Source organism: Vibrio proteolyticus NBRC 13287, from assembly GCF_000467125.1.
GTDB lineage: Bacteria > Pseudomonadota > Gammaproteobacteria > Enterobacterales > Vibrionaceae > Vibrio > Vibrio proteolyticus.
This window is the reverse complement of record NZ_BATJ01000003.1, coordinates 171,082-192,213: the sequence shown is the minus strand read 5'-3', so window position 1 is coordinate 192,213 and position 21,132 is coordinate 171,082. Positions and strand designations below refer to the sequence as shown.

Here is a 21,132-nt window from a genome sequence, read left to right as displayed (position 1 = left end):
GAGTAGCTTTCTAGTAATCCCCAAGCTTTCTGGCGTCGAGGTCGATTTGTCACATTTTCATCAAGCCTTAACTGAACTCATTGAACGCGTAAAGGATGCGAAAGACGGCCAGAACCGTCTCGTTCAAGTTTTGCAGGAGAAACCCAACTTCGCGTTTATTGACTGGCTTGACGCTCAGCCGATTTTTCCTAAATTTTTCTGGCACTCCCGAGATACCCGGGAAGAAGTGGTGGCGCTGGGGCAATTGCACACGTTTTCTGATCCGGCACCTGCTTATTCGATTCTGGGGCAAGATCAGCGTGTTTGGGGCGGACGTTCGTTTGACGGCCAGACCCCCAAAAACCGGCGTTGCATGTCATCGTTTTTCTTTCTGCCTCAGATAGAGTTGATTCGTTTTGATGAACAGTGGTCGTTGGCGGTCAATCTGTCTCATGAACCCCACCGTACTTTGGCCAGCCTGCGTAAACTGCAGCTTGATGTCGCGCCTTTGCCACCTATTTCTACTCATATCGACTCGATCACGCACACGCCTGATCAATCCGGCTGGACCACACTGGTGGAGAAAGTGTTACAGGGGATTGAGGAAGACGCGTTCAAAAAAGTCGTGTTGGCACGCCAGACGTGCGTGGCTCTCGATACTCCGATACACGCAGCTCAACTGTTGAAAGCCAGCCAAGCCGAAAATCATCACAGTTTCCACTTCATGCTGGCACTGGATGCCCAGCACTGCTTTATCGGCTCGACGCCCGAGCGGCTTTACGCCCGTACGGGACAGGAGTTACAGACCGAAGCATTAGCGGGCACCATTGGCCGGGGTATCAATGCGGCTCAGGATATGGAGCTGGCAAACTGGTTGACTCAAGACGCTAAAAACCTCAACGAAAACCAGTACGTGGTGGATGACATCATTGAGCGCCTGGCTCCTCACTCGCAAGACGTCCACGTTGAGCAGGAAGCGCGTCTGGTGCGTTTGCGTAAGGTGCAACATCTTAAGCGCAGCATCCACGCGCACCTGAATCCTGGGGTGAATGGCGTGCAATTGCTGGCGGCGCTGCAACCGACGGCCGCCGTCGCCGGGTTACCACGTAAGCAGGCTATGGATTTTATTCAGCAGCATGAGCCGTTTGCCCGTGGTTGGTATGCCGGATCTATGGGCTATATCAGTCATCAGCAAGCGGAATTTTGCGTGGCGATTCGCAGTGCGCTGGTGCTGAAAAATCACATTCAGCTGTTTGCTGGTGCGGGGATTGTCCCGGGTTCGGTGGCCGAGCATGAATGGCAGGAGCTGGATAAGAAAATGTCGACGTTGTTGTCTCTGCTATCGGATAACCCACCGCTGGGAGTCGCGTCATGAGTATCGATCAGGCGGTCATCAACCGCATTTGGTGTGAGACGCTATTAGAAGAGTTGGTGCGTTTTGGGGTACAGGACGTTTGTGTCGCGCCGGGTTCACGCTCAACCCCTCTCACTCTTGAAGCGCAAGCGCATCCACAGCTGCGCTTGCATACCCACTTTGACGAACGCGGGCTGGGTTTTCTTGCACTCGGGCTGGCGAAAGCCAGTGACCAGCCAGTGGCCGTGATCGTCACCTCAGGTACGGCGGTGGCAAACCTGCTGCCGGCGATCGCTGAGTCCGGACTGACCGGTGAGAAGCTGGTACTGCTGACGGCGGATCGCCCGCAGGAGCTGGTCGGTTGCGGGGCGAATCAGGCGATAGAGCAGCCGGGGATTTATTCTTCTCATGTCACGGCAGCCCTGAATTTACCCAGTCCAACTCTCAATACCTCGCTCAACTGGCTGCTGAGTTCCGTGGATCAGGTCATGCATCAGCAAGCTGGCAGTGAAGGGGCGGTTCACATTAACTGCCCGTTTCCTGAGCCGCTCTATTCGCAAGGGGATAAACGCGACTATCAGGCGTATTGCGCGTCCGTCTCTAGTTGGCGCGTCAGTCAGCAACCCTATACGCAGCAACATCGATATTTACCAGAGTCGGTAGCGGTGTCTGATCTGCCACAGCGTAAAGGTGTGGTGGTGGTGGGCAAGCTGACGGCAGCGCAAGCAGAAAAAGCGGCACAGTTTGCCCATCAGTTGGGGTGGCCAATACTGTGTGACCCACAGTCGGGGATCAGCAGCGCTTGGGCGCATTATGACTTGTGGTTACAAAATGAGAAGTTTGCAGCGAAAATCAGTGAATGTGACACGATTGTCCAGTTTGGGGCGAGAATTGTATCAAAACGTCTGAATCACTGGATTTGCCATCAGGTGACGAACACTACGTGCTCTTATCTGTATGTTTCTCCCAGTGCGCAGCGCAATAATCAAGACCATTTGCCACAACAACAGTTTGTTTGTCAGATTGACGACTGGATCGACACCCAACTCGCGCAATGCCATCCGCTGAACGCGGCTCACGCAGGGTGGGCAGATGAGTTGCACAGCGCTTCGGAGGCGTTGAGCTCGTTAGCTCAGTTACACCTCAGTGGTGAACACAGTTTGAGTGAGATCGCACTGGCACTGGATATCGCTGAACGCAGTCGTTTCCGACAGCTGTTTTTGGGTAACAGTTTATTCGTGCGTTTAGTGGATATGTTTGCCACGCTGGATGGTCGTCAGGTCTGGACCAATCGTGGCGCATCCGGTATCGATGGGCTGGTGGCCACGGCGGCCGGAGTGCAACGTGCGACCCGATCTCCACAGCTGATGTTTATTGGTGATACGTCACTGCTGTACGATCTGAATTCACTGGCATTACTGACCCATAACCCAACCCCGCAAGTGATGGTGGTGACCAACAATGACGGAGGGGCTATCTTTGACTTGTTGCCTGTCCCTGCGGCCCAAAAGCGTGAGCTGTATCAAATGCCACACGGGTATCAGTTTGAATTTGCCGCGAAGCAGTTTGGCCTGAACTATCACCGGGCGCAAACGCTGGCCGATTATCGTCAGGCGGTGGAACAACACTTCGCCAGCGGCGAGGGCACGTTGCTTATTGAAGTTCAGACACCGCCTGATCAAGCATCGGCTCAACTAAAACAGTTTGTCCAGCAAGTCCATGCTCTATAGCCAGTTTCATCACCGCGTCGGCCAGTCCCAGGTTCCCGTTCTGGTGTTCCTGCATGGCTTGCTTGGCAGCGGTGAGGACTGGGCAGCCTGTTTGCCACATCTTCATTATTCTTGTTTAACGGTTGACTTACCGGGCCATGGTCAAAGCCGTACGCGTATCTGCGAGGGGTTTGATGACTGCTGCGCGCAGATCGTAGCGACACTCACCGCCACTTTACCGCTAGGTAACCCCATCGTGATGGTTGGGTATTCGCTTGGTGGCCGCGTCGCCATGTACGGCGTTGCAAGTGGTGCTTTTCACGCCCTTAATTTGAAAGGGCTGCTCATTGAAGGCGGAAATTTTGGTCTCCTTAATGACGATGAGCGGCGAGCGCGCTGGGACAGCGATCAACTCTGGGCACGACGATTTGAGCAAGAACCGATTGCGCAGGTATTGGCCGATTGGTACCAACAAGCCGTATTTAGTTCACTAAATTATGAGCAAAGACAAATTTTGATCACTCGACGTAGTGCTAATCTTGGTGGGGCGATAGCGGGAATGTTACGTGCTACTTCGCTGGCCAGGCAGCCATACCTGTTGGATGCATTACGACGACTGACACTCCCCATCCATTACATTTGTGGTGAGAAAGATGAGAAATTCAGCGCGTTAGCGCTCAACAGTCAGCTCTCTTTCTGCCAGATTGCCGGAGTCGGCCATAATGTGCATCAGGAAGCTCCGCACGCCTTTGCGCAGGCGATAAGTGCGCAACTGAATTCAATTGTGCTCACTTGATGTGAGCCATCACAGAACAATGGGAATCACCATGGCTAAAACAGTAGGCATCACCGAAGAAGAACTCTACGCACCGGTTAACTGGCATGATTGCAGCGGTCATTATGAAGACATTCATTATCACAAATCTGAGGATGGCATCGCTAAAATCACCATTGCCCGACCTCAGGTACGCAATGCTTTTCGCCCTCAGACAGTGCAGGAGATGATTCATGCTTTGGCGGACGCGCGCTATGATTCGGGCGTTGGGGTGATCATTCTGACTGGCCTTGGTGAAGACGCGTTTTGCTCGGGAGGCGATCAGAAGATCCGTGGTGACTACGGCGGCTACAAAGACGAGTCGGGCACTCATCACCTCAATGTACTCGATTTCCAGCGTCAGATCCGCACGTGTCCGAAACCTGTGATTGCCGCCGTTGCTGGCTGGGCTGTGGGCGGTGGTCATGTTCTGCATATGATGTGTGACCTGACGATTGCGGCCGACAACGCACAGTTTGGTCAGACCGGTCCGAAGGTCGGCTCGTTCGACGGCGGTTGGGGGGCCTCCTACATGGCGCGCATCGTGGGGCAGAAGAAAGCGCGTGAGATCTGGTTCCTGTGTCGTTTTTACGATGCTCAGGAAGCGCTGGATATGGGCTTGGTGAATACCGTGGTGCCATTGGCGGAACTGGAGCGGGAGACCGTACGCTGGTGCCGTGAAACACTGCAACACAGCCCGATGGCGCTGCGCTGTCTGAAAGCCGCCCTGAATGCTGACTGTGATGGTCAGGCAGGTCTGCAGGAGCTGGCGGGCAATGCGACCATGATGTTCTACATGACGGATGAAGGCCAGGAAGGGCGCAATGCCTTCAACGAAAAACGTCGTCCGGATTTCAATAAGTACCCTCGCAATCCTTAATCGTGCTGCATACGTAGCAATAAATGGCTGGAACAAACGGTCATATAACGAAAATGCCCCTCCGGCTGTAGCCGGTGGGCCAGCGTAAGGATTGGGAAGGGATATGAGATCAGCCAAACTGTATCGTTATCAACTGCCGATGGATAGCGGGGTTATTCTGCGGGATAACAAATTAACGCAACGCATCGGATACATTGTCGAGTTGACAGAAAATGGCGTCACCGGCCGAGGGGAGGTGGCACCACTGCCAGGCTTTAGCCATGAAACCCTTGAACAGGCGGGTTTAGACGTTCAGGCTATGGCCGAACTTTGGGTGCGCGGTGAATCGTTTGACTGCGATCAGCATTGCCCGTCAGCGGCACTGGGTTTTTCCATGGCAGAGCTGGAGTTAAACGGGGTGTTGCCTCGCGAGGGTAATTATCTGGCGGCACCGTTGTGTACCGGGGACCCGGATGAGCTACTGCCCGTTCTAGAGCGAATGCCGGGTAAGAAAGTCGCCAAAATTAAAGTGGGCCTTTACGAAGCCATTCGTGACGGCATGTTGGTGAATCTGTTTCTGGAATCCATTCCGGATCTCACCCTACGTTTGGATGCCAACCGGGCATGGACACCGGAAAAAGCACACCAGTTTGCCAGCTATATCGCTCCGTCGTTGCGTCAGCGGATTGCGTTTCTGGAAGAGCCTTGCCTGCAACCTGGTGACAGTCTCTCTTTCGCTATCGATACGGGGATTGCTATTGCCTGGGATGAAACACTCCAGCATGCGGTGCAACAAAGTGACTTCCGTTTGGAAGATCTCACCGGTGTGAAAGCGATGGTGATCAAGCCGACTTTGATTGGGTCGGTTCAGCGGTGTATCCGCTTGATTGAACGTGCGCGAGAATTGGGCATTCAGGCTGTTATCAGCTCGAGTATTGAGTCGAGCCTTGGTCTCACCCAACTTGCGCGTCTGGCGAAGTGGCAACTCCCGGATGAAGTACCAGGGCTTGATACTGTTCGTCTGTTTCAGACTCAGTTGGAACAAGGCTGGCCGGGGTGCGATTTGCCGGTGGTGCCATTACACGAACAAGCCTTGTTGTGGCAGTCATGACACTGTCCTCTCTGGTCTCTCAGTGGGCTCAAAAGAGCCCGCTTTCTATTGCATTGCAAACGCCCGAGCGCAATTACACCTGGCAGCAACTGAGTGACACCGTCCAGGGCTATGGCGCCGGTTTGGCGGCGCAGGGTGTGAAGAGCGGTGATGTGGTGACGCTGGTGGGCAAAAATAGTGCCGCCATGCTGCTGTTGTTTCTGGCTTGTCTTGAACGTGGCGCCGTGACAGCGTTTACCATGCCGCAGCCGGTGGACATGCTAAAGGCCAAGCTGGATGTGTTGTACCGCAATCAAGACGCATCAGCGTTGTGGCTCAGTCCGGAAGTGGTGGCGGAGTACACATCTTTTGAGCTCAACCAACTGGAACAGCGTACTCGAAGAGTGAGCCTACAGCGTGGTGAGGCCAGTTCTGTGGTACTGGGCGCTGGGCGTGATCGTCTGGCATCCATTGTGTTTACTTCCGGGTCAACCGGTATGCCGAAAGCGGTCGCGCATACCTCACAGCAGCATCTGGCTTCGGCAGCCGGGCTGCTGGAGGCATTTTCATTTCAGCGCGATGATTGCTGGCTATTGAGTTTACCCATGTACCACGTCTCCGGCCTGGCCATTGTTTATCGCTGGCTGTATCGCGGAGCGTGTCTGAAAATCGGGCAGGGTAACCTGAGCGAGGATATTCAGGGCGCGACGCACGCCTCTTTGGTCGCTACGCAACTGCGCGGTTTACTCGACAGCGAGCAGACACTGACGCTGACTCATGTGTTACTGGGGGGGAGTCATGTACCGCTTAGCCTCAGCCAGCGCGCAGCGACGATCGGCATCGAAACCTGGCTTGGCTATGGTATGACGGAAGCCGCCTCGACTGTCACGGCCAAACGTATTGATAATATTGTGAGCGCAGGACGGGTGTTACAGCTCCGGCAAGTGATGCTAGATGGGCAGCGTATTTACATTGCCGGAGAGACGTTAGCTAGTGGTTACTATCATCAAGGCGCGCTGACTCCAATTCGAGAGCAATCCGGGTGGTTTGACAGCCGCGATCTTGGGGAGTGGGTGGGAGATGAATTGCGGATCATCGGCCGCGCCGATAATCTGTTTATCTCCGGCGGAGAAAACATCCATTGTGAGGAGATTGAGGCGGTTCTGGCCAGGCATCCGCAGGTGAATCAGGTGATCGTCGTGCCAGTAGAGGATGAGAAGTTTGGTGCTCGCCCGGTGGCGATTGTGCAAAGTGACGCCAATGTGAATGAACTGGATCTCGCCAGTTGGATGTTGGGTAAGACTGAGAAATTCAAGATCCCCGATGCGTTCGTCGCGATGCCGCAGCTGTCGATGGGTGGCATCAAAATCTCGCGTCAAGCGATCAAAAGCTGGCTGTCTCGTCAACCGGGTGGCTATCTGGTTATTTGATAGTCCAAAACAGAATTTAAGCTCGATATAACCCTGATTCATAATAAGTGAAGTTTATTGACTTCAGGGGAATAAGACATGGTGCGTATGATTCTGGTTTTGGCGGTACTGATGCAGCTGTTTGTTGCGACCCAGACGCAAGGCTTGATCCGCTCGGTGGTCGAGCTGTCGGCGTTTTTACTGGTTGTGGTACTAATGCTCAATGCCAAGCGTCGGTCACCGCCAGTCGGACATTAAGCCCACATCAGCCAGCTCAGTGAACTGACTGAAATGGCGATCCACAAGCTCACCCCAAACAGCAGCGGTTTCGGTCCGGCTGATTTCAGGCGGTCGATGGAAATACCACACCCGATAAAAAACAGACACACCACCAACGCCTTTTTAGCCAGCGCGAAAATGCCGCTATACCACACATCAAATTGCGGCCACATATCGCTGACAAAAATCGCGACACAATAAAACACGATAAAGTATGGAATAATGACTTTCTTCGAGTCGCTGCGAAACAGCCACGCACTGAGTAACGCAACCGGAATGATCCATAACGCACGCGCCAGCTTGAGAGTCGTAGCCGTGGTCAGCGCTTCCTCGCCATACGCGGACGCCGCCCCCACCACCGAAGACGTGTCATGAATGGCGATGGCCGCCCAGGTGCCGAAAGTATGTTGGTCGAGATGCAGCGCATGACCAATCAGTGGAAACAAAAACAGTGCTACTGAATTGAGGACAAACACGGTCGCCAGTGCCAGGCCAATTTGTTCATCATTGGCTTTGATGGCCGGTGCGACAGCCGCAATGGCACTGCCGCCACAAATCGCCGTTCCGGAGGCGATCAGATAACCGGTCTTGCGGTTGAGGCCGATGGCGCGCGCAGCGAACCAGCCGACCACCAGAGTACCGACAATGGTGGCTATGATCAGGCCAATGCCATCAGAAGTGACCGCCAGCGCTTGTTGAAACTGAATCCCGAAACCCAGCCCAACGATTGAGTAGGCGAGCAATTTCTTGGTCACTTTGGCCAGCGCAAATTCTTTCGGTACCAGACCGAGGCTGGAGAGCAGAAAACCGAGCACCAGAGCTGACGGTGACGATACATAAGGGGTCAGGCATACAAGAATAAGCAACCAGAAAGGTAACTGCTGAAGGGCTCGGTTCATGATCGGTAAAGTTAAGGAGTTGAACGTTCTAGTCTAGCGGAAGCGTTCGGATCAATCTGTCTTAATCAATTGAATGAGCGTTCAGAAAAACTGAACGCTCATGGCCTATTGCTACTTCCAGTCGCCTCGCAGCGCGGCGACCTTGTCGAACATCAGCTGTGTCGTCGCGGCTTTGGGCTCAACCGGTGAGCCGGCTTCAATTTCAATCCTGGCCCGGAAACGACACGGTATTCCTTTGCAGGCTCGACCTTTGTAACGGCTAAAGTAGCTGCCCCACATTCCTTTGAGCGCCAAAGGGATCACGGGAACCGGACTGCGTTTGAGGATCAGATCCATGCCGCGCAGGAATTCATTCATTTCACCATCAGAGGTCAACCGACCTTCTGGGAAAATGCACACAATGTGCCCGTCACGCAGTGCTTGTTCCACGTCATTAAACGCCCGGCGGATGGAATTTCGCCGGCTGGCCGAAATTGGAATCACTCCCGCGCGTTTGAGAAACCGTCGGGCAGGGCGGAAGTTGGCGTAGTCTTCTTCCATGACAAAACGAATCAGTCGCGGACATACGGCACTTAGCAGCAGCGCATCCATATAGCTGACGTGATTGCATACCAGTAGGGCTCCGCCTTCCTCTGGAAGATGATGAAGATTCTTATGTCGAACCCGGTACATGGTGTGGGTCAGCATCCACACTACAAAGCGCACCACGAAAATGGGGACCTGTAAAAACAGATACGCAGTAACGAGGAAGTTGAGCACCGCCAACAGGATAAACAGTTGCAGAATGGACATGCCCAGCACGGTCAGACAAACGATGCCAAGTACTGCGCTGCCCACCATAAGTAATGAGTTGTAGATGTTGAGCGCCGCGATGACCTGAGCACGCTGCTCGGGTTTGGCGCGCTGCTGCATCAGAGCATACAAAGGCACAATGAATATCCCGCCAGAGACGCCAATCAGCAACAAATAAACAAACACCGGCCACAAACTTCGTTCACTGACAAATTCTGAAAAAGAGGTAAATTGCGGTAGGTATTCAGGGACCGCACTGGCCATCAGGTACCCGAAGATGGTGATACCAAGGCTACCAATCGGTACGATGCCGACATCAATGCGGTGATTAGACAGTTTGTCGCAGGCCATTGAACCGGCTGCGATGCCGATGGAAAACAGCGCCAGCAGGAAAGAGACCGCGCTTTCGTTGCCGTTAAGGTGAATTTTGGTGAAGTTGGGAAACTGAGTCAGATAAGCTGCGCCGAGAAACCAGAACCAGCTGATTGCCATCAGTGAAAGAAAAATCACCCGATCTGACCTAGCAATGGCGATGGTCTGGCGGGTTTGTTTGATGGGTTGCCAGCGAAACTTGAGATTTGGATCCGCGGCGGGGGCGTCAGGAATGTAGCAACTGGCCAGATAGCCGAGCACGGCAAACAATACCACGGCGCCTGCAGCGACGTATTTGGCATTATCAGCCGAGGCAATCACGCCAGCTCCGAGTGTGCCAAGCAGTATCGCCAGAAATGTCCCTGTCTCCACCAGGGCATTACCCGGTACTAGCTCCTGCTGTTTTAGCTGCTGTGGCAGCAGCGCATATTTCACAGGGCCGAAAAATGCCGATTGAGTGCCCATCAGGAACAATAGCAGAAGTAAAATACCGTAACTTTCGGTGATAAAACCGATGGCACCGAGACACATGATCAGAATTTCCGCGAGTTTTACTTTGCGGATAAATGCGGACTTCTCGTATTTATCGGCCAGCACCCCGGCGCTGGCGGAGAAGAGAAAGAATGGCAGGATAAACAGGCCCGCCGCCAGGTTGATAAACAGGTTACTGGATACGGGCAGCACGTTAGCACCGGCGAACGCAACGAAGAGTAGCAGAACGTTTTTAAAAATGTTGTCGTTAAACGCGCCGAAAAACTGAGTGACGAAGTAGGGCAGAAAGCGTCGCTGCCCGAGTAGAGACGTCTGATGATATTGTGGCATTGCCTTTCCCTGAGCTTACCAGTTGGCCAGATAATTGGAGAGTAGATTCTCGATTAACTCTTTTCCATCAATGGGTTCTGCGGCAAAAAATTTATCGTCGACACTCAGCAGAGTAATTCCATGTACTCCGGCCCATAAAACCCGGCTGGCCTGCAATACTTCTGAGTCAGTGCGATGTGGTGCCAGCACTTTCAGTAAATCTTCCAGCATTCCAGTCATGTTATCGATTCGTTCCGCCTGCCACTGTGGCAGATCGTCGCCATTCATATTATGTTCGAAAATAAGCTGCCAGCGATGTGGGTAGCGCTGGGCAAAATCGTGATAACAGTAGGCCAGATCGTACAGAGCCGCTTGGGGATCCCGGCTGGCTGACATCACGGTACGGGCTTCGCCCGCCAGCTCATCCAGTGTTTGTGCCACCGCGTGTAACAACAGCAGGTTGTAGTTACCGAAAACGTTAACCAGAGTGCTTGGCACATAACCGATCATATTGGCGATTTTGCGCAGGCTGAGTTCATGATGTGAATGATCATTGAGGAACACCTTAACGGTGTTAAGTGTCAGAGCAACAAGCTCTTCTCTGGTGTGGTCGTTTCGTCGTGCCATTTCAGTTAGTCTTTAAAGAACATTGTTCAATAATTCTATGTTAGCAACAAACCGATCTGCAACTCATACCGTCGTATTTTGCAATATTCTGATACATGTATTCTGTCTGGCATGGTTTCTTCGCATAGTTTCTGCGGCTATTATTAACTTGCCTCTATAAACTTCAAAGGAAGAGCATGAAACGTCTTTTTACCCTGGTCGCATTCTTGATGGTATCGGTAGCGATAACACCAATTGCGGAAGCGAAAAAATTCGGTGGCGGTAAGTCTTTTGGCAAAAGCTACAAGACGGCGCCAGCGCCAAAACAACAACAGCAAAACACCAACACCCTGAGCAAAGATCAGAGCGCAACCAAAAGCGCGAGTAAAAAAGGTCTGATGGGTGGTCTTCTGGGTGGTCTGTTAGCGGGTGGCCTTCTGGCCGCGATGTTTGGTGGCGCATTTGAAGGTATCCAGTTCATGGATATTCTGATTATTGGTCTGGTCGCTTTCCTGTTATTCAAACTGATGCGCGGTATGGTGGGCGCCAAACAGGGTAGCATGAACCAGCATCGTCAACAGCCGGCGTTTGGTGGCAACACCAGTCAGTTCGAGCAACCAAATGTGCACAATTTTGAGCAACAGCCAAACACCAACGCAGGTGGCTTTGGTTTTGGCGGCCAAACGGACATTCCGCACAATTACCCTCCAGGTTTTGATCAGGCAGCCTTCCTGAACGGTTCGCGCGAGCACTATCGAATTTTGCAAGGTGCATGGAACCATAATGAACTGGACAAGATTGAAGAATACGTCTCACCGAGCCTGTTTGAGGATCTCAAAGAAGAGCGTGCCAAACTTTCAGGTGAACAACATACTGATGTGATGTACGTAGACGCAGAAATCGTCCGCGCTGACTACGACGCGAACAAAGCACAATTGAGCTTGCAGTTCAGCGGTCGTTACCGTGACGCAGTGGAAGGCATCGAAGAAGAGATCGAAGATATCTGGCATTTAGAGCGTGATTTGACCGCCCCTAATGCGCCATGGTTGATTGTGGGTATTCAGGGGTAGTTTTCTCTTTATCCTGCAGTAAAACGCCCAGCTTCGTACTGGGCGTTTTTGTATCGAAATTCTGCTCTGCTTGACGCATACTAAAGGCATGCACTAATCGAAGAAAGGAAAGTAAAGTGGCTGAATTCAAATATAAAAACTTGTCACAGCAAGAACAGGACAAACTGGACGCGGCGGTATTTCGTCGTTTGTTGTCTCATCTGGATGACAACAAAGATGTCCAGAATATCGATCTGATGATTCTGGCCGGATTCTGTCGCAACTGCTTTAGCAAGTGGTATAAAGCTGAAGCCGATAACCAAGGTATGGATTTGGATATCGATGACGCGCGTGAACGCGTGTATGGCATGACATACGACGAGTGGAAAAAGAACCACCAACCTCCTGCGACACCAGAACAGTTGGCAGCCTTTGACGCGCGCCAGAACAAAAAATAATCTTCGCCCCGGCATCCGTCCGGGGCGTTTCGTTTGCAGATTACAACGAAATCAACGGTGGCAACGGCGTCAGATCTATTAAAGGCCGGGTTGTGTTTGGTTGTTGACCGCCAAACAGAAACAGTGGGCTGAATGTCTCGCGGCGCAGCTGATTGATGTCAATCAGGTGGTTCAATGCGTAAAAGCGACTGACATAAGTTTGTGTCTCCTGAGGCAAGGTAAGCTCTGGAAAGCTGCGGCTCCCGGCGGCTTTGATGGCTCTGGCTACCCGTCCTTCTCCTGCGTTGTACGCCGCTAAGGTGAGCGCCATATCACCGTCGAATTTCCGGTAAAGAAAGGCCAGGTAGCGAATGGCTGCGCGGGTACTGGCGTCGGTATCAAAGCGCTGATCCTGCTGAGCGGTGACCGTCAGACCAAAACGTTGTGCCGTTGCTGGCATGAGTTGCCACAATCCGGCTGCATTGGCGTGAGATACGGCTTTCGGATCGTAGGAAGATTCCAGCATTGGCACCAGTGCCAGTGATACAGGTAAGGTTTGTTCTTCCAGTTGATGGAAAATCTGCTGAATCATCGGGCTGAACTGCTCCAGTCGCTGTTGGATATGGCTCTGATAGGGCGTCAGGATGCGCAGTTGCTGTTCAATCGACTGACTGGAGGGCGATGCAAGGCTGGCGACAGGCGCCGCCAGCATAAGGAAGAAAAGTGGATGCAGCCACCTGACTTTGAATGGCCAAAGCAAGAGGAACAACGGCTGCAACCTGAAACGGGTCATGCGGAGGGAAATGTCTGCTCTTGGTATGTGTGTTGTCCCGGAGACACCAGTTGTGACAACATCTCATGAAATGCTGCCGAGCTTTTGCCATTGTTCTGGTTGCACTGCTGACATTCATCCACCAACTGATGCAAACTCTGCCACTGACGAGTTGCCTGGTTACGCAAGGTTGTCGGCAACACTTTGAGCAGAGATTGAACCCCTTGTTCACTGGCTGGCAGGCCAAGGCTTTCCATGCATTGAGCGCGTTGCTGCGCCGATTGGCTCAATTGGTTGAGAATCGGCACCTGTTGGCGAATGTTTTCACTCAGCTCCGGGCCATTAAATGCCAGGTATAGGGTCTGTTGTTTTTTCAGCAGGGGTAACAACTGATGATACAGTTTGATGTCATCCCCGACAGAACGGAAAAAGGTCTGAATGCGTTGCGACTTGGTCTGCGCCATTTCTCGCTCCTGACGAAAAGGTGAAGGTTAGTCTGTTATTCGTGGCCTGTATGGAAACGCATGACGGCCTGTGACAGAGCATGCGTATCCAGGCTCAGTTCACCGCGCACTAAGGCGTTTCGAACCTGTTCAACTTTGGCCATGTCAACGTCTGGCAGAGCAGCCAGTTCACTCTGAGCTTTATCCAGCGCGGCGGTATTGGCGTTAAACTGCGCGGCTTCGGGTGAACGTGGCGCAGGCGCTTCCAGTGGTTTTTTACTCGCCTGACTGAAGTCGGTCTGTGGGACGTGACCGCCCGCGACTTTGTCGATTTTCATGCTGGTTATCCTCAATCATCACTAGTTACACATTAGTGGCGACCATGTGTAGGCTGGCATTAAGTGTTTTGCACGTTTTTTTGAAAAAAACGCGCGACGCGAAGATATGTACCTGATTTTTGGCGCTACTGACGAGCGCCAAAGCTCAAAAGTGATAACCTGAGTCCAAATTCAGAATTGGGTATGGACCTGATTCAAACCGCTGACCACCGCCCGTACGACCTTACCTGAGCGGCTGTTTTCCACGTCGATTTGCTCACCTTTTCCTCCGTCTTCCAGTGCCACGCCCCGAGTGCTGGCGGTAAATCCGTCTTTGGTGGCGATGATCACCACCTGATTCCCTTTTTCAACCAGTGGGGGCGCATTCAGCAGGCGCGGATTGAGTATCTGTCCAGAGCGTATCCGGCGTTGGGTCTGCAAGCCTGTTGCGTCGGCGATGGCAGTGAAGAAGCGATCATCGCGGCTTAAGGTACGTTGTTCCAGTTTTAGGCTCTGGGCCGTGACGGTTTGGTCGCGGCCGATGGCGGTTTCCGTGACCACTACATCCAGCGTTAAGCTGGCTTTGATGGTGACATTGAGGCGCCAGTTGTTGTCCGTGTCTTCACAACTGACAGAGCGTTTGAGATTGCCGACGGGCACAGATTGATGATCCCGGCCGCTGATCACCAGTTCACTGGCGCACTGCGGTAGGTGGTTGGCTGATCCGGGAACCCAGATTTTGTAGTCACTTTGATAAGGTCCCCAGTCATTGATACTGGCGTACTGTGCCAGCTCTTGTTCATAGGTATGGGCTACCTCCTCACGCAGACTTTGCTCACTCATAGTCTTGCCATGGGCCGGGGCCAACCAGAGTCCGCCTGTGAGAGTCAGCAGCAGCGCTATGGAGGAAGTTTGAGGCTTCCTCCCTGCGAAAGTTGTTTCCGTGAAGCGGAAGTCGCACTTCCTTCCTTTTTTATAAATCATTGATATTACTTGTTTTATTTTATGGCACGCATCTTGTTTCAGTGTATGGGTATTCGAGCCGACTGTAAGGAAAGATGCATGGCGATAAGTTTTGAAAATGCGTTAGGTGTACACCCGGAAGCACTGAACTTTCGCGTTCAGCGTACCAAAGTCCTGGCCAGTAACCTAGCAAATGTTGATACCCCGGGGTATCAGGCCAGAGACCTCAGTTTCAATACTGTGATGAGCAGTATGTCACCCGGAAACGTGAATAAACCGGTGCCGAAACTGCAGGTGTCGGCTCAGTATTCGATTCCATATCAGAACAGCAAAGACGGCAACACTGTTGAGCTGGGTGTGGAGCAAGCCAAGTTCACTCAAAACAACATGGACTTTCAGACCAGCCTGACGTTTCTCAACATGAAGTTTAATGGCCTGGCGAAAGCGATCGAGGGACGATAATCATGTCATTCACTGATATCTACTCCATCGCCGGATCGGCGATGACAGCGCAAACCGTGCGTCTGAACACCGTGGCCAGTAACCTGGCTAACGCAGACGCCGTGTCTGCAAATCCGGATGATGCGTATAAAGCACTCAAGCCGGTTTTTGCAACCGTTTACGGCAAAACTCAACTCACGGCTAACGAGAGCGTATATCCCAACGCGGAAGTACGCATCGTCGATGTGGTGAAAAGTTCGGCTGAGGCGGAGAAACGTTTCGAACCGAATAATCCGTTGGCCAACAGCGAAGGTTACGTTTACTACCCGGACATTGATGTGGTGTCGGAAATGGCCGACATGATGTCGGCGACCCGCAGCTTTGAAACTAACGTGGAAGTGTTGTCCAACGTCAGAAGCATGCAGCAGGGTCTGCTCAAGTTAGGGCAGGGCAGCTAATGAGCATCGCACAATACACCGCGCTCAGCGCGGACTCACCAACGAAGAATAATGCGGCGGACACGGCAATTGCCTCGAACCCGCAGGACATGAACAGCGCGGCATCACTGGAAAACGAGTTCATTTCTTTGATGGTGGCGCAGATTCAAAACCAGGATCCGCTTAACCCGTTAGACGGTACCGAGTACGTCAGCCAGTTGGCGCAATTCTCTCAGGTACAGAGCATGGAGAACATGTCTGGTTTGATGCAAAACAGCATGGTGTTGCTCGACAACATGCAAGTGCTGTCGACTGCGGGTCTGGTCGGCCAGACTGTGTACGTCTCATCCAATGAGTTTGACCTCACTGACGGTGTTCAGAGTGGCAAAGTTCAACTGGAGCATGCGTCCAACCAGGTCACGCTGGTACTCAAAGATGAGTACGGGCAAGCCACTAAGGTGCCGCTTGGCGCGCACACTGCCGGTGAAGTGGATTTCTCGGTTAACCCGCAAGAGCTGGGCCTGAAACCGGGCAAATACACGGTCTCGGTTGATGTCCAGGACGGTCAGAGTCGTCCGAATGTGTTGCTGGCCGGCCAGGTCGAGCAAGTTCGTATTCCTAATACAGGCGGTGCAGCGATGGTCAATGTGGCCGGCGTGGGCAGCGTACCTTTCTATCAAATTACACAGTTTGGCGCATAACCAAATAAAGGAAACAAGAGGTTAGTCATGAGTTTCAATATCGCACTAAGTGGCCTGGATGCTACCAATAAAGAATTAAATACCATCAGCCACAACATTGCCAACGCATCAACGTACGGCTTCAAAGGCGCGCGTACAGAGTTTGCTGCGGTTTACAACGGCATGCAGCCAGGCGGGGTAGAAGTTGCTGCCATCTCACAGAACTTCGACAAGAACGGTTCTGTGTCTGGCACGGGTCGTTCTATGGACCTGGCGATCAACGGCAGCGGCTTTTTTGTCACCAAAGACACCATGGGTCAGATACTGTATACCCGTGCTGGCGTCTTCGGTACGGACAAAGACAACTACGTTGTTGGTAACACTGGTGCAAAACTGCAAGGTTACAGCGTGGATGGCAACAACAACCTGCTGACCGGTTCAACCGGTGACATCAAAATTTCTACTTCGTCACTGAACGCCAAAGCGACGGACAAACTCGAGTTTGTGGCCAACTTTGATGCCAGCGCGGATGTTGTCGATCAAACCGCCAACCCGTTCAGCCCGAATGATCCTAGCTCATTCAACTCGTCTTACACCTCAAAAGTGTACGACTCTCTGGGTAACTCGCACACGGTGACACAGTACTTCACCAAGACCGCAGACAACACCTGGGAAGTGAATGTACAGGTGGATGGCAGCGCGACGCCAGTGACCACTCAGGCGATGACCTTTGATGCAGACGGCACTCTGTCTTCACCAACGGGTACCTTTAACGTCAGCTTCCCGGCAGCGGGTGCCAATCCGGTCAGCGTTGATCTCAGCCTAGCGGGCAGCACTCAGTTTGGCGCGGCATTTGGCGTCAGCACCAATAACCCGAACGGGTACACCTCAGGAGAACTGGCGGGCGTGCGTGTTGAAGGCAACGGTATGGTGTATGCGACGTACACCAATGGTCAGTCACAACTGCAAGGCCAGGTGATTCTGGCGAACTTTGCCAACCCTCAGGGCTTGTCGAAGGTCAGCGGCACTGCATGGACACAGAGCTACAGCTCAGGCGCGCCAGTGATGGGCGTTCCGGGCAGCGGTACGTTAGGCGATTTGACGCCGGGAGCGCTGGAAGGTTCTAACGTTGATCTCACCAGTGAGCTGGTCAGTCTGATGACCGCGCAACGCAACTACCAGGCGAATGCGAAAACCATCTCCACCAACGACAAACTGACCCAGGCGTTATTTAACGCAGTTTAACGAGGCTTCACATGGATAGTTTGTTATTTACCGCCACCTCGGGCGCCAGCCGGGTTCTCAAAGCCCAGCATGTTCGCTCCAACAACTTGTCCAATGCGGACACGGCCGGTTTCCGTGCCGATATGGAGCGAGTTCGCAGCGTACCACTGCACGGTTCTGGTTTTGATGGCCGCACTATGGTGGCGACCAATTCGGCCATGACCCGATTTGATGCTGGCGACATCGTGAAAACAGGTCGCCCGCTGGACGTCGCCATCATGGGTGACGGTTACCTCACCGTACAGACACCGGAAGGGCAGGAAGCGTATACCCGTGCCGGTAACATCGAAGTGGATACGTTCGGTGCCTTGTATGTCAATGGATTCCCGCTGATGGGCGACAACGGCCCGCTGATATTGCCGGATTACCAGAAAGTGGAAATCAGCGAGCGCGGCCAGGTATCGGTGATTCCACCGGGCGGTGGTGCGGAATTGGAAGTGGGCCGGTTGAAATTGGTCAAGCCGCCGATGGAAGAGCTGCAAAAAGAGAGTGACAGCTTACTGCACAACGTAGCGGGCGTGCCGTTTGAAGCCGATGAGACGGTGCAACTGGCGCCGGAGCACATTGAAGGCAGTAACGTGTCTGCCATTGATGAGCTGCTCACCGTGATGTCACTGACACGGAACTTCGAAATGCAAATTCGCATGATGAAGACCGCAGAAACACTGGCTCAGGCCGGAAACAAATTGATGAGCGCGCGTTAATTCGCGCGTCCGTAAGGAGAACAAACGATGCATTCAGCATTATGGGTAAGCAAAACCGGGATGGCGGCTCAGGACACGAAGATGACCGCTATTTCCAACAACCTGGCGAACGTAAACACGGTTGGTTTCAAACGTGACCGCGTGGTGTTTGAAGATCTGTTTTACAGCATTCAGCGTCAGCCTGGTGCACAGGTCGATGAAATCAACCAACTGCCAACAGGGGTACAACTGGGTAGTGGTGTACGTGTGGTCGGCACGCAGAAAGTGTTCACGCAGGGCAATACCCAAAACACCAGCCAAGAGCTGGATCTGGCCGTCATGGGCCAGGGCTTTTTCCAGATCGAAAACTCAGACGGTCAGATCATGTACACCCGTAACGGCCAGTTCCACGTGAACTCGGAAGGTCTGATGGTGAACAGTCAGGGCCTGCCGCTGGAACCGCAAATTCAGATCCCGGACAACGCGATTTCAGTGTCGGTTGGGGTAGATGGCACGGTCACAGCGACCACTGCTGACGACCCGGCGCCACAGGAACTGGGTCAGATCACGCTGGCAAAATTCATTAACCCGGCCGGATTGGAAGCACTTGGTGGCAACCTGTTCCGTGAAACAGAAGCCAGTGGTCAGGCGGATGAGCTGATCGCCGGTGAAGATGGCGTCGGTGCCATTAAACAGGGAGCTCTGGAAGGTTCGAATGTACAGGTCGTAGAAGAAATGGTGGACATGATCACCACTCAGCGTGCCTACGAAATGAACGCCAAAGTAGTATCAGCAGCGGACGACATGCTTAAGTTCGTCGCTCAGTCAGTGTAAGTAAAGTGGTGATGATGAAGGATAATGCAATGAAATGGCTTTCTAAAAGTTGGACAGTCGCGGTCATACTGCTGGCCGGCTGTGCCGGACGTCAGGAATTTTTACCGCCGGAGCCGGATACGCAAGAGTACGCGCCACCCACGCTGGATTACTCTTTGCCCGAAGCCCAACATGGCAGCCTTTATCGTCATCAGTACACCATGACTCTGTTTCAGGATCGTCGTGCCTACCGGGTCGGCGATATCCTGACGGTGGTGTTATCAGAAGAGACGCAATCGAGCAAAAAAGCCGGCACCAAATACGGCAAATCGTCCAACGTGAATTTTACCGCGCCGGTATTTGGTGCCAAAACCATTGATGATCTGGGTGTGAGTGTTGATGCTGATCGTGGTTTCGATGGCAGTGCCTCGAGCTCGCAAGGCAATAAGCTCAAAGGTGCCATCACGGTGACCGTGCACGAAGTGCTGCCTAACGGTGTATTGCGGATTCGTGGCGAAAAATGGATTCGCCTCAACCAAGGGGATGAATTTATTCGCCTCAACGGGATTGTGCGAGTGGATGACATCAGCCGTAATAACCAAGTCTCTTCACAGCGTATCGGTGATGCGCGCATTACGTATTCCGGCCGTGGCGCACTTGCAGACAGCAATGCCTCCGGTTGGCTGACTCAATTCTTTAACAGTCCATGGGTGCCATTCTAATGCAACGAATTCACGTATTTTTCGCCACTTTTCTCATGGTGTTGAGTCTGGGAACACCGGCGACGGCTCAGGCTGAGGTCGAAATTCCAATCATGGATTTGGTGGATGTTCAGGGCATCCGCGAAAACCAACTGGTGGGTTATGGTCTGGTGGTTGGCCTGGACGGTCAGGGTGACCGCAACCAGGTTAAATTTACCGCTCAGTCGGTCACCAATATGTTGCGCCAGTTCGGCGTGCAGATTGATGACAGTATGAACCCGAAACTGCGCAATGTGGCGTCGGTCAGTGTGACGGCAACGGTGGATCCGATGGCCGGCCCCGGTCAGACACTCAATGTGGTGGTGTCATCGATTGGTGATGCCAAAAGCCTGCGTGGCGGTACGCTGCTGTTGACGCCTCTGCGGGGTATTGACGGCGAAGTTTATGCTGTGGCGCAAGGTAACGTCGTGGTGGGTGGATTGTCCGCTGAAGGCCGTAGTGGCTCTAAAGTGGCCGTGAACACGCCGACGTCTGGCCGTATTCCTAATGGCGCGACACTGGAGCGTGAGATCTCCAGTGATTTCAACCAGCGAGAGCAGATCACACTGAACCTGCGCAAATCCAGCTTTACCACGGCCAAGAACATCGCGCGCAAAATTAACCAGACGTTCGGTCCTAATGTGGCGGTCGCGGTGAATAACGCTCGGATTGACATGCGTGCCCCGCAAGACTCACAACAGCGCGTCACCATGATGTCGATGCTCGAAGAGATGAGCGTCACAGAAGGGCGGAAACCAGCGCGTATCGTGTTCAACTCTCGTACCGGCACAGTCGTGATCGGTAAGAGCGTCAAAGTCAGCGAAGCGGCGGTCAGTCACGGGAATCTGACTGTGAGCATTTCCGAGTCGCAGCAGGTCAGCCAGCCGAATGCGTTTGCTGGTGGTGACACGACCGTGGTCGATCAGTCCAAAATCGACATCAGTGAAGATCAGGCGCAAATGGTGGTGTGGCCACCGGGCACGGAACTGAACACGATCGTCAGCGCGGTGAACAGCCTGGGTGCGACGCCGACCGACTTGATGTCGATCTTACAAGCGTTGCATGAGGCCGGAGCGCTGAATGCCGAGCTGGTTGTGATTTAAGGAGGAG

General features: G+C 53.0%; 24 protein-coding genes. 17 read left to right on the top strand and 7 right to left on the bottom strand.

Annotated features, from left to right (window positions below; all coding sequences use genetic code 11):
* Nucleotides 1-46: 46 nt before the first annotated feature.
* The 7 genes from VPR01S_RS05175 to VPR01S_RS22595 all read left to right on the top strand — a co-directional run bounded on the left by VPR01S_RS05175 (nt 47) and on the right by VPR01S_RS22595 (nt 7,472).
* A complete protein-coding gene (locus VPR01S_RS05175) occupies nt 47-1,354 on the top strand; it encodes an isochorismate synthase (RefSeq protein WP_021704259.1) in 1,308 nt (435 codons plus the stop codon).
* On the top strand, nt 1,351-3,063 hold the full coding sequence (gene menD, locus VPR01S_RS05170; RefSeq protein WP_021704258.1) for a 2-succinyl-5-enolpyruvyl-6-hydroxy-3-cyclohexene-1-carboxylic-acid synthase: 1,713 nt from the start codon (nt 1,351-1,353) through the stop codon (nt 3,061-3,063). Before VPR01S_RS05175 ends, menD begins: the two co-directional genes overlap by 4 nt.
* Complete coding sequence (gene menH, locus VPR01S_RS05165; protein WP_021704257.1) at nt 3,053-3,838, top strand: 2-succinyl-6-hydroxy-2,4-cyclohexadiene-1-carboxylate synthase; 786 nt, start codon at nt 3,053-3,055, stop codon at nt 3,836-3,838. Before menD ends, menH begins: the two co-directional genes overlap by 11 nt.
* Before the next feature lie 31 nt (nt 3,839-3,869).
* A complete protein-coding gene (gene menB, locus VPR01S_RS05160) occupies nt 3,870-4,736 on the top strand; it encodes a 1,4-dihydroxy-2-naphthoyl-CoA synthase (RefSeq protein ID WP_021704256.1) in 867 nt (288 codons plus the stop codon).
* Between the two features lie 103 nt (nt 4,737-4,839).
* Nucleotides 4,840-5,826 carry an o-succinylbenzoate synthase gene (gene menC / locus VPR01S_RS05155; RefSeq protein WP_021704255.1) on the top strand — a complete coding sequence of 329 codons (987 nt, stop codon included), beginning with the start codon at nt 4,840-4,842 and terminating at the stop codon, nt 5,824-5,826.
* Nucleotides 5,823-7,235 (top strand): o-succinylbenzoate--CoA ligase, encoded by a 1,413-nt coding sequence (gene menE / locus VPR01S_RS05150; protein WP_021704254.1) that lies wholly within the window; start codon nt 5,823-5,825, stop codon nt 7,233-7,235. Before menC ends, menE begins: the two co-directional genes overlap by 4 nt.
* Nucleotides 7,236-7,313: 78 nt before the next feature.
* Nucleotides 7,314-7,472, top strand: a complete 159-nt coding sequence (locus tag VPR01S_RS22595) for a hypothetical protein (RefSeq protein WP_021704253.1) — start codon at nt 7,314-7,316, stop codon at nt 7,470-7,472.
* Here VPR01S_RS22595 and VPR01S_RS05145 read toward each other — a convergent pair.
* The 3 genes from VPR01S_RS05145 to VPR01S_RS05135 all read right to left on the bottom strand — a co-directional run bounded on the left by VPR01S_RS05145 (nt 7,469) and on the right by VPR01S_RS05135 (nt 10,984).
* Nucleotides 7,469-8,392 carry a YeiH family protein gene (locus tag VPR01S_RS05145; RefSeq protein ID WP_021704252.1) on the bottom strand — a complete coding sequence of 308 codons (924 nt, stop codon included), beginning with the start codon at nt 8,390-8,392 and terminating at the stop codon, nt 7,469-7,471. The genes VPR01S_RS22595 and VPR01S_RS05145 overlap by 4 nt on opposite strands.
* A gap of 111 nt (nt 8,393-8,503) precedes the next feature.
* Nucleotides 8,504-10,378, bottom strand: coding sequence for an MFS transporter (locus tag VPR01S_RS05140; protein ID WP_021704251.1), 1,875 nt, complete (start codon nt 10,376-10,378; stop codon nt 8,504-8,506).
* A gap of 15 nt (nt 10,379-10,393) precedes the next feature.
* Nucleotides 10,394-10,984 (bottom strand): TetR/AcrR family transcriptional regulator, encoded by a 591-nt coding sequence (locus VPR01S_RS05135; RefSeq protein ID WP_021704250.1) that lies wholly within the window; start codon nt 10,982-10,984, stop codon nt 10,394-10,396.
* 176 nt (nt 10,985-11,160) lie between these two features.
* Between VPR01S_RS05135 and VPR01S_RS05130 the strand changes: the two genes are divergently transcribed.
* On the top strand, nt 11,161-12,033 hold the full coding sequence (locus VPR01S_RS05130) for a Tim44 domain-containing protein (protein WP_021704249.1): 873 nt from the start codon (nt 11,161-11,163) through the stop codon (nt 12,031-12,033).
* A gap of 116 nt (nt 12,034-12,149) precedes the next feature.
* On the top strand, nt 12,150-12,470 hold the full coding sequence (locus tag VPR01S_RS05125; protein WP_021704248.1) for a DUF1244 domain-containing protein: 321 nt from the start codon (nt 12,150-12,152) through the stop codon (nt 12,468-12,470).
* 40 nt (nt 12,471-12,510) lie between these two features.
* On the opposite strand, the gene VPR01S_RS05120 is transcribed toward VPR01S_RS05125, so the two are convergent.
* The 4 genes from VPR01S_RS05120 to flgA all read right to left on the bottom strand — a co-directional run bounded on the left by VPR01S_RS05120 (nt 12,511) and on the right by flgA (nt 14,965).
* Entirely contained in the window at nt 12,511-13,161 is a 651-nt protein-coding gene (locus VPR01S_RS05120; RefSeq protein ID WP_021704247.1) for a lytic transglycosylase domain-containing protein, read from the bottom strand.
* A gap of 77 nt (nt 13,162-13,238) precedes the next feature.
* Nucleotides 13,239-13,685, bottom strand: a complete 447-nt coding sequence (gene flgN / locus VPR01S_RS05115) for a flagellar protein FlgN (RefSeq protein WP_021704246.1) — start codon at nt 13,683-13,685, stop codon at nt 13,239-13,241.
* A gap of 35 nt (nt 13,686-13,720) precedes the next feature.
* A complete protein-coding gene (gene flgM / locus VPR01S_RS05110) occupies nt 13,721-14,002 on the bottom strand; it encodes a flagellar biosynthesis anti-sigma factor FlgM (protein WP_021704245.1) in 282 nt (93 codons plus the stop codon).
* Nucleotides 14,003-14,173: 171 nt separating this feature from the next.
* Complete coding sequence (gene flgA / locus VPR01S_RS05105; RefSeq protein ID WP_081693122.1) at nt 14,174-14,965, bottom strand: flagellar basal body P-ring formation chaperone FlgA; 792 nt, start codon at nt 14,963-14,965, stop codon at nt 14,174-14,176.
* A gap of 78 nt (nt 14,966-15,043) precedes the next feature.
* Between flgA and flgB the strand changes: the two genes are divergently transcribed.
* From flgB to VPR01S_RS05065, 8 genes are read left to right on the top strand one after another with little or no spacing between them, the layout of a single operon-like run.
* Nucleotides 15,044-15,406, top strand: a complete 363-nt coding sequence (gene flgB / locus VPR01S_RS05100; protein ID WP_021704243.1) for a flagellar basal body rod protein FlgB — start codon at nt 15,044-15,046, stop codon at nt 15,404-15,406.
* Nucleotides 15,407-15,408: 2 nt separating this feature from the next.
* Nucleotides 15,409-15,843 (top strand): flagellar basal body rod protein FlgC, encoded by a 435-nt coding sequence (gene flgC / locus VPR01S_RS05095; protein WP_021704242.1) that lies wholly within the window; start codon nt 15,409-15,411, stop codon nt 15,841-15,843.
* Nucleotides 15,843-16,523, top strand: coding sequence for a flagellar hook assembly protein FlgD (gene flgD / locus VPR01S_RS05090; protein ID WP_021704241.1), 681 nt, complete (start codon nt 15,843-15,845; stop codon nt 16,521-16,523). Before flgC ends, flgD begins: the two co-directional genes overlap by 1 nt.
* Before the next feature lie 27 nt (nt 16,524-16,550).
* Nucleotides 16,551-17,747 (top strand): flagellar hook protein FlgE, encoded by a 1,197-nt coding sequence (flgE, locus tag VPR01S_RS05085; protein WP_021704240.1) that lies wholly within the window; start codon nt 16,551-16,553, stop codon nt 17,745-17,747.
* Between the two features lie 11 nt (nt 17,748-17,758).
* Complete coding sequence (locus VPR01S_RS05080; protein ID WP_021704239.1) at nt 17,759-18,490, top strand: flagellar basal body rod protein FlgF; 732 nt, start codon at nt 17,759-17,761, stop codon at nt 18,488-18,490.
* Between the two features lie 27 nt (nt 18,491-18,517).
* A complete protein-coding gene (gene flgG / locus VPR01S_RS05075; RefSeq protein ID WP_021704238.1) occupies nt 18,518-19,303 on the top strand; it encodes a flagellar basal-body rod protein FlgG in 786 nt (261 codons plus the stop codon).
* A 29-nt stretch (nt 19,304-19,332) separates the two neighbouring features.
* Entirely contained in the window at nt 19,333-20,004 is a 672-nt protein-coding gene (gene flgH / locus VPR01S_RS05070) for a flagellar basal body L-ring protein FlgH (protein WP_021704237.1), read from the top strand.
* Nucleotides 20,004-21,125 (top strand): flagellar basal body P-ring protein FlgI, encoded by a 1,122-nt coding sequence (locus VPR01S_RS05065; protein WP_021704236.1) that lies wholly within the window; start codon nt 20,004-20,006, stop codon nt 21,123-21,125. Before flgH ends, VPR01S_RS05065 begins: the two co-directional genes overlap by 1 nt.
* The last annotated feature ends 7 nt before the right edge of the window (nt 21,126-21,132 follow it).

What these genes read in the sequence shown, in the direction of transcription:
- flgC (WP_021704242.1), top strand. Translation starts at nt 15,409, where the DNA reads ATGTCATTCACTGATATCTACTCCATCGCCGGATCGGCGATGACAGCG.
- VPR01S_RS05135 (WP_021704250.1), bottom strand. Translation starts at nt 10,984, where the DNA reads ATGGCACGACGAAACGACCACACCAGAGAAGAGCTTGTTGCTCTGACA.
- flgG (WP_021704238.1), top strand. Translation starts at nt 18,518, where the DNA reads ATGCATTCAGCATTATGGGTAAGCAAAACCGGGATGGCGGCTCAGGAC.
- flgB (WP_021704243.1), top strand. Translation starts at nt 15,044, where the DNA reads ATGGCGATAAGTTTTGAAAATGCGTTAGGTGTACACCCGGAAGCACTG.
- VPR01S_RS05120 (WP_021704247.1), bottom strand. Translation starts at nt 13,161, where the DNA reads ATGCTGGCGGCGCCTGTCGCCAGCCTTGCATCGCCCTCCAGTCAGTCG.
- flgH (WP_021704237.1), top strand. Translation starts at nt 19,333, where the DNA reads ATGAAATGGCTTTCTAAAAGTTGGACAGTCGCGGTCATACTGCTGGCC.
- flgN (WP_021704246.1), bottom strand. Translation starts at nt 13,685, where the DNA reads ATGGCGCAGACCAAGTCGCAACGCATTCAGACCTTTTTCCGTTCTGTC.
- VPR01S_RS05080 (WP_021704239.1), top strand. Translation starts at nt 17,759, where the DNA reads ATGGATAGTTTGTTATTTACCGCCACCTCGGGCGCCAGCCGGGTTCTC.
- menE (WP_021704254.1), top strand. Translation starts at nt 5,823, where the DNA reads ATGACACTGTCCTCTCTGGTCTCTCAGTGGGCTCAAAAGAGCCCGCTT.
- menD (WP_021704258.1), top strand. Translation starts at nt 1,351, where the DNA reads ATGAGTATCGATCAGGCGGTCATCAACCGCATTTGGTGTGAGACGCTA.
- VPR01S_RS05130 (WP_021704249.1), top strand. Translation starts at nt 11,161, where the DNA reads ATGAAACGTCTTTTTACCCTGGTCGCATTCTTGATGGTATCGGTAGCG.
- flgA (WP_081693122.1), bottom strand. Translation starts at nt 14,965, where the DNA reads ATGATTTATAAAAAAGGAAGGAAGTGCGACTTCCGCTTCACGGAAACA.
- VPR01S_RS05145 (WP_021704252.1), bottom strand. Translation starts at nt 8,392, where the DNA reads ATGAACCGAGCCCTTCAGCAGTTACCTTTCTGGTTGCTTATTCTTGTA.
- flgM (WP_021704245.1), bottom strand. Translation starts at nt 14,002, where the DNA reads ATGAAAATCGACAAAGTCGCGGGCGGTCACGTCCCACAGACCGACTTC.
- VPR01S_RS05140 (WP_021704251.1), bottom strand. Translation starts at nt 10,378, where the DNA reads ATGCCACAATATCATCAGACGTCTCTACTCGGGCAGCGACGCTTTCTG.
- menB (WP_021704256.1), top strand. Translation starts at nt 3,870, where the DNA reads ATGGCTAAAACAGTAGGCATCACCGAAGAAGAACTCTACGCACCGGTT.
- menH (WP_021704257.1), top strand. Translation starts at nt 3,053, where the DNA reads ATGCTCTATAGCCAGTTTCATCACCGCGTCGGCCAGTCCCAGGTTCCC.
- flgE (WP_021704240.1), top strand. Translation starts at nt 16,551, where the DNA reads ATGAGTTTCAATATCGCACTAAGTGGCCTGGATGCTACCAATAAAGAA.
- VPR01S_RS22595 (WP_021704253.1), top strand. Translation starts at nt 7,314, where the DNA reads ATGGTGCGTATGATTCTGGTTTTGGCGGTACTGATGCAGCTGTTTGTT.
- flgD (WP_021704241.1), top strand. Translation starts at nt 15,843, where the DNA reads ATGAGCATCGCACAATACACCGCGCTCAGCGCGGACTCACCAACGAAG.
- menC (WP_021704255.1), top strand. Translation starts at nt 4,840, where the DNA reads ATGAGATCAGCCAAACTGTATCGTTATCAACTGCCGATGGATAGCGGG.
- VPR01S_RS05065 (WP_021704236.1), top strand. Translation starts at nt 20,004, where the DNA reads ATGCAACGAATTCACGTATTTTTCGCCACTTTTCTCATGGTGTTGAGT.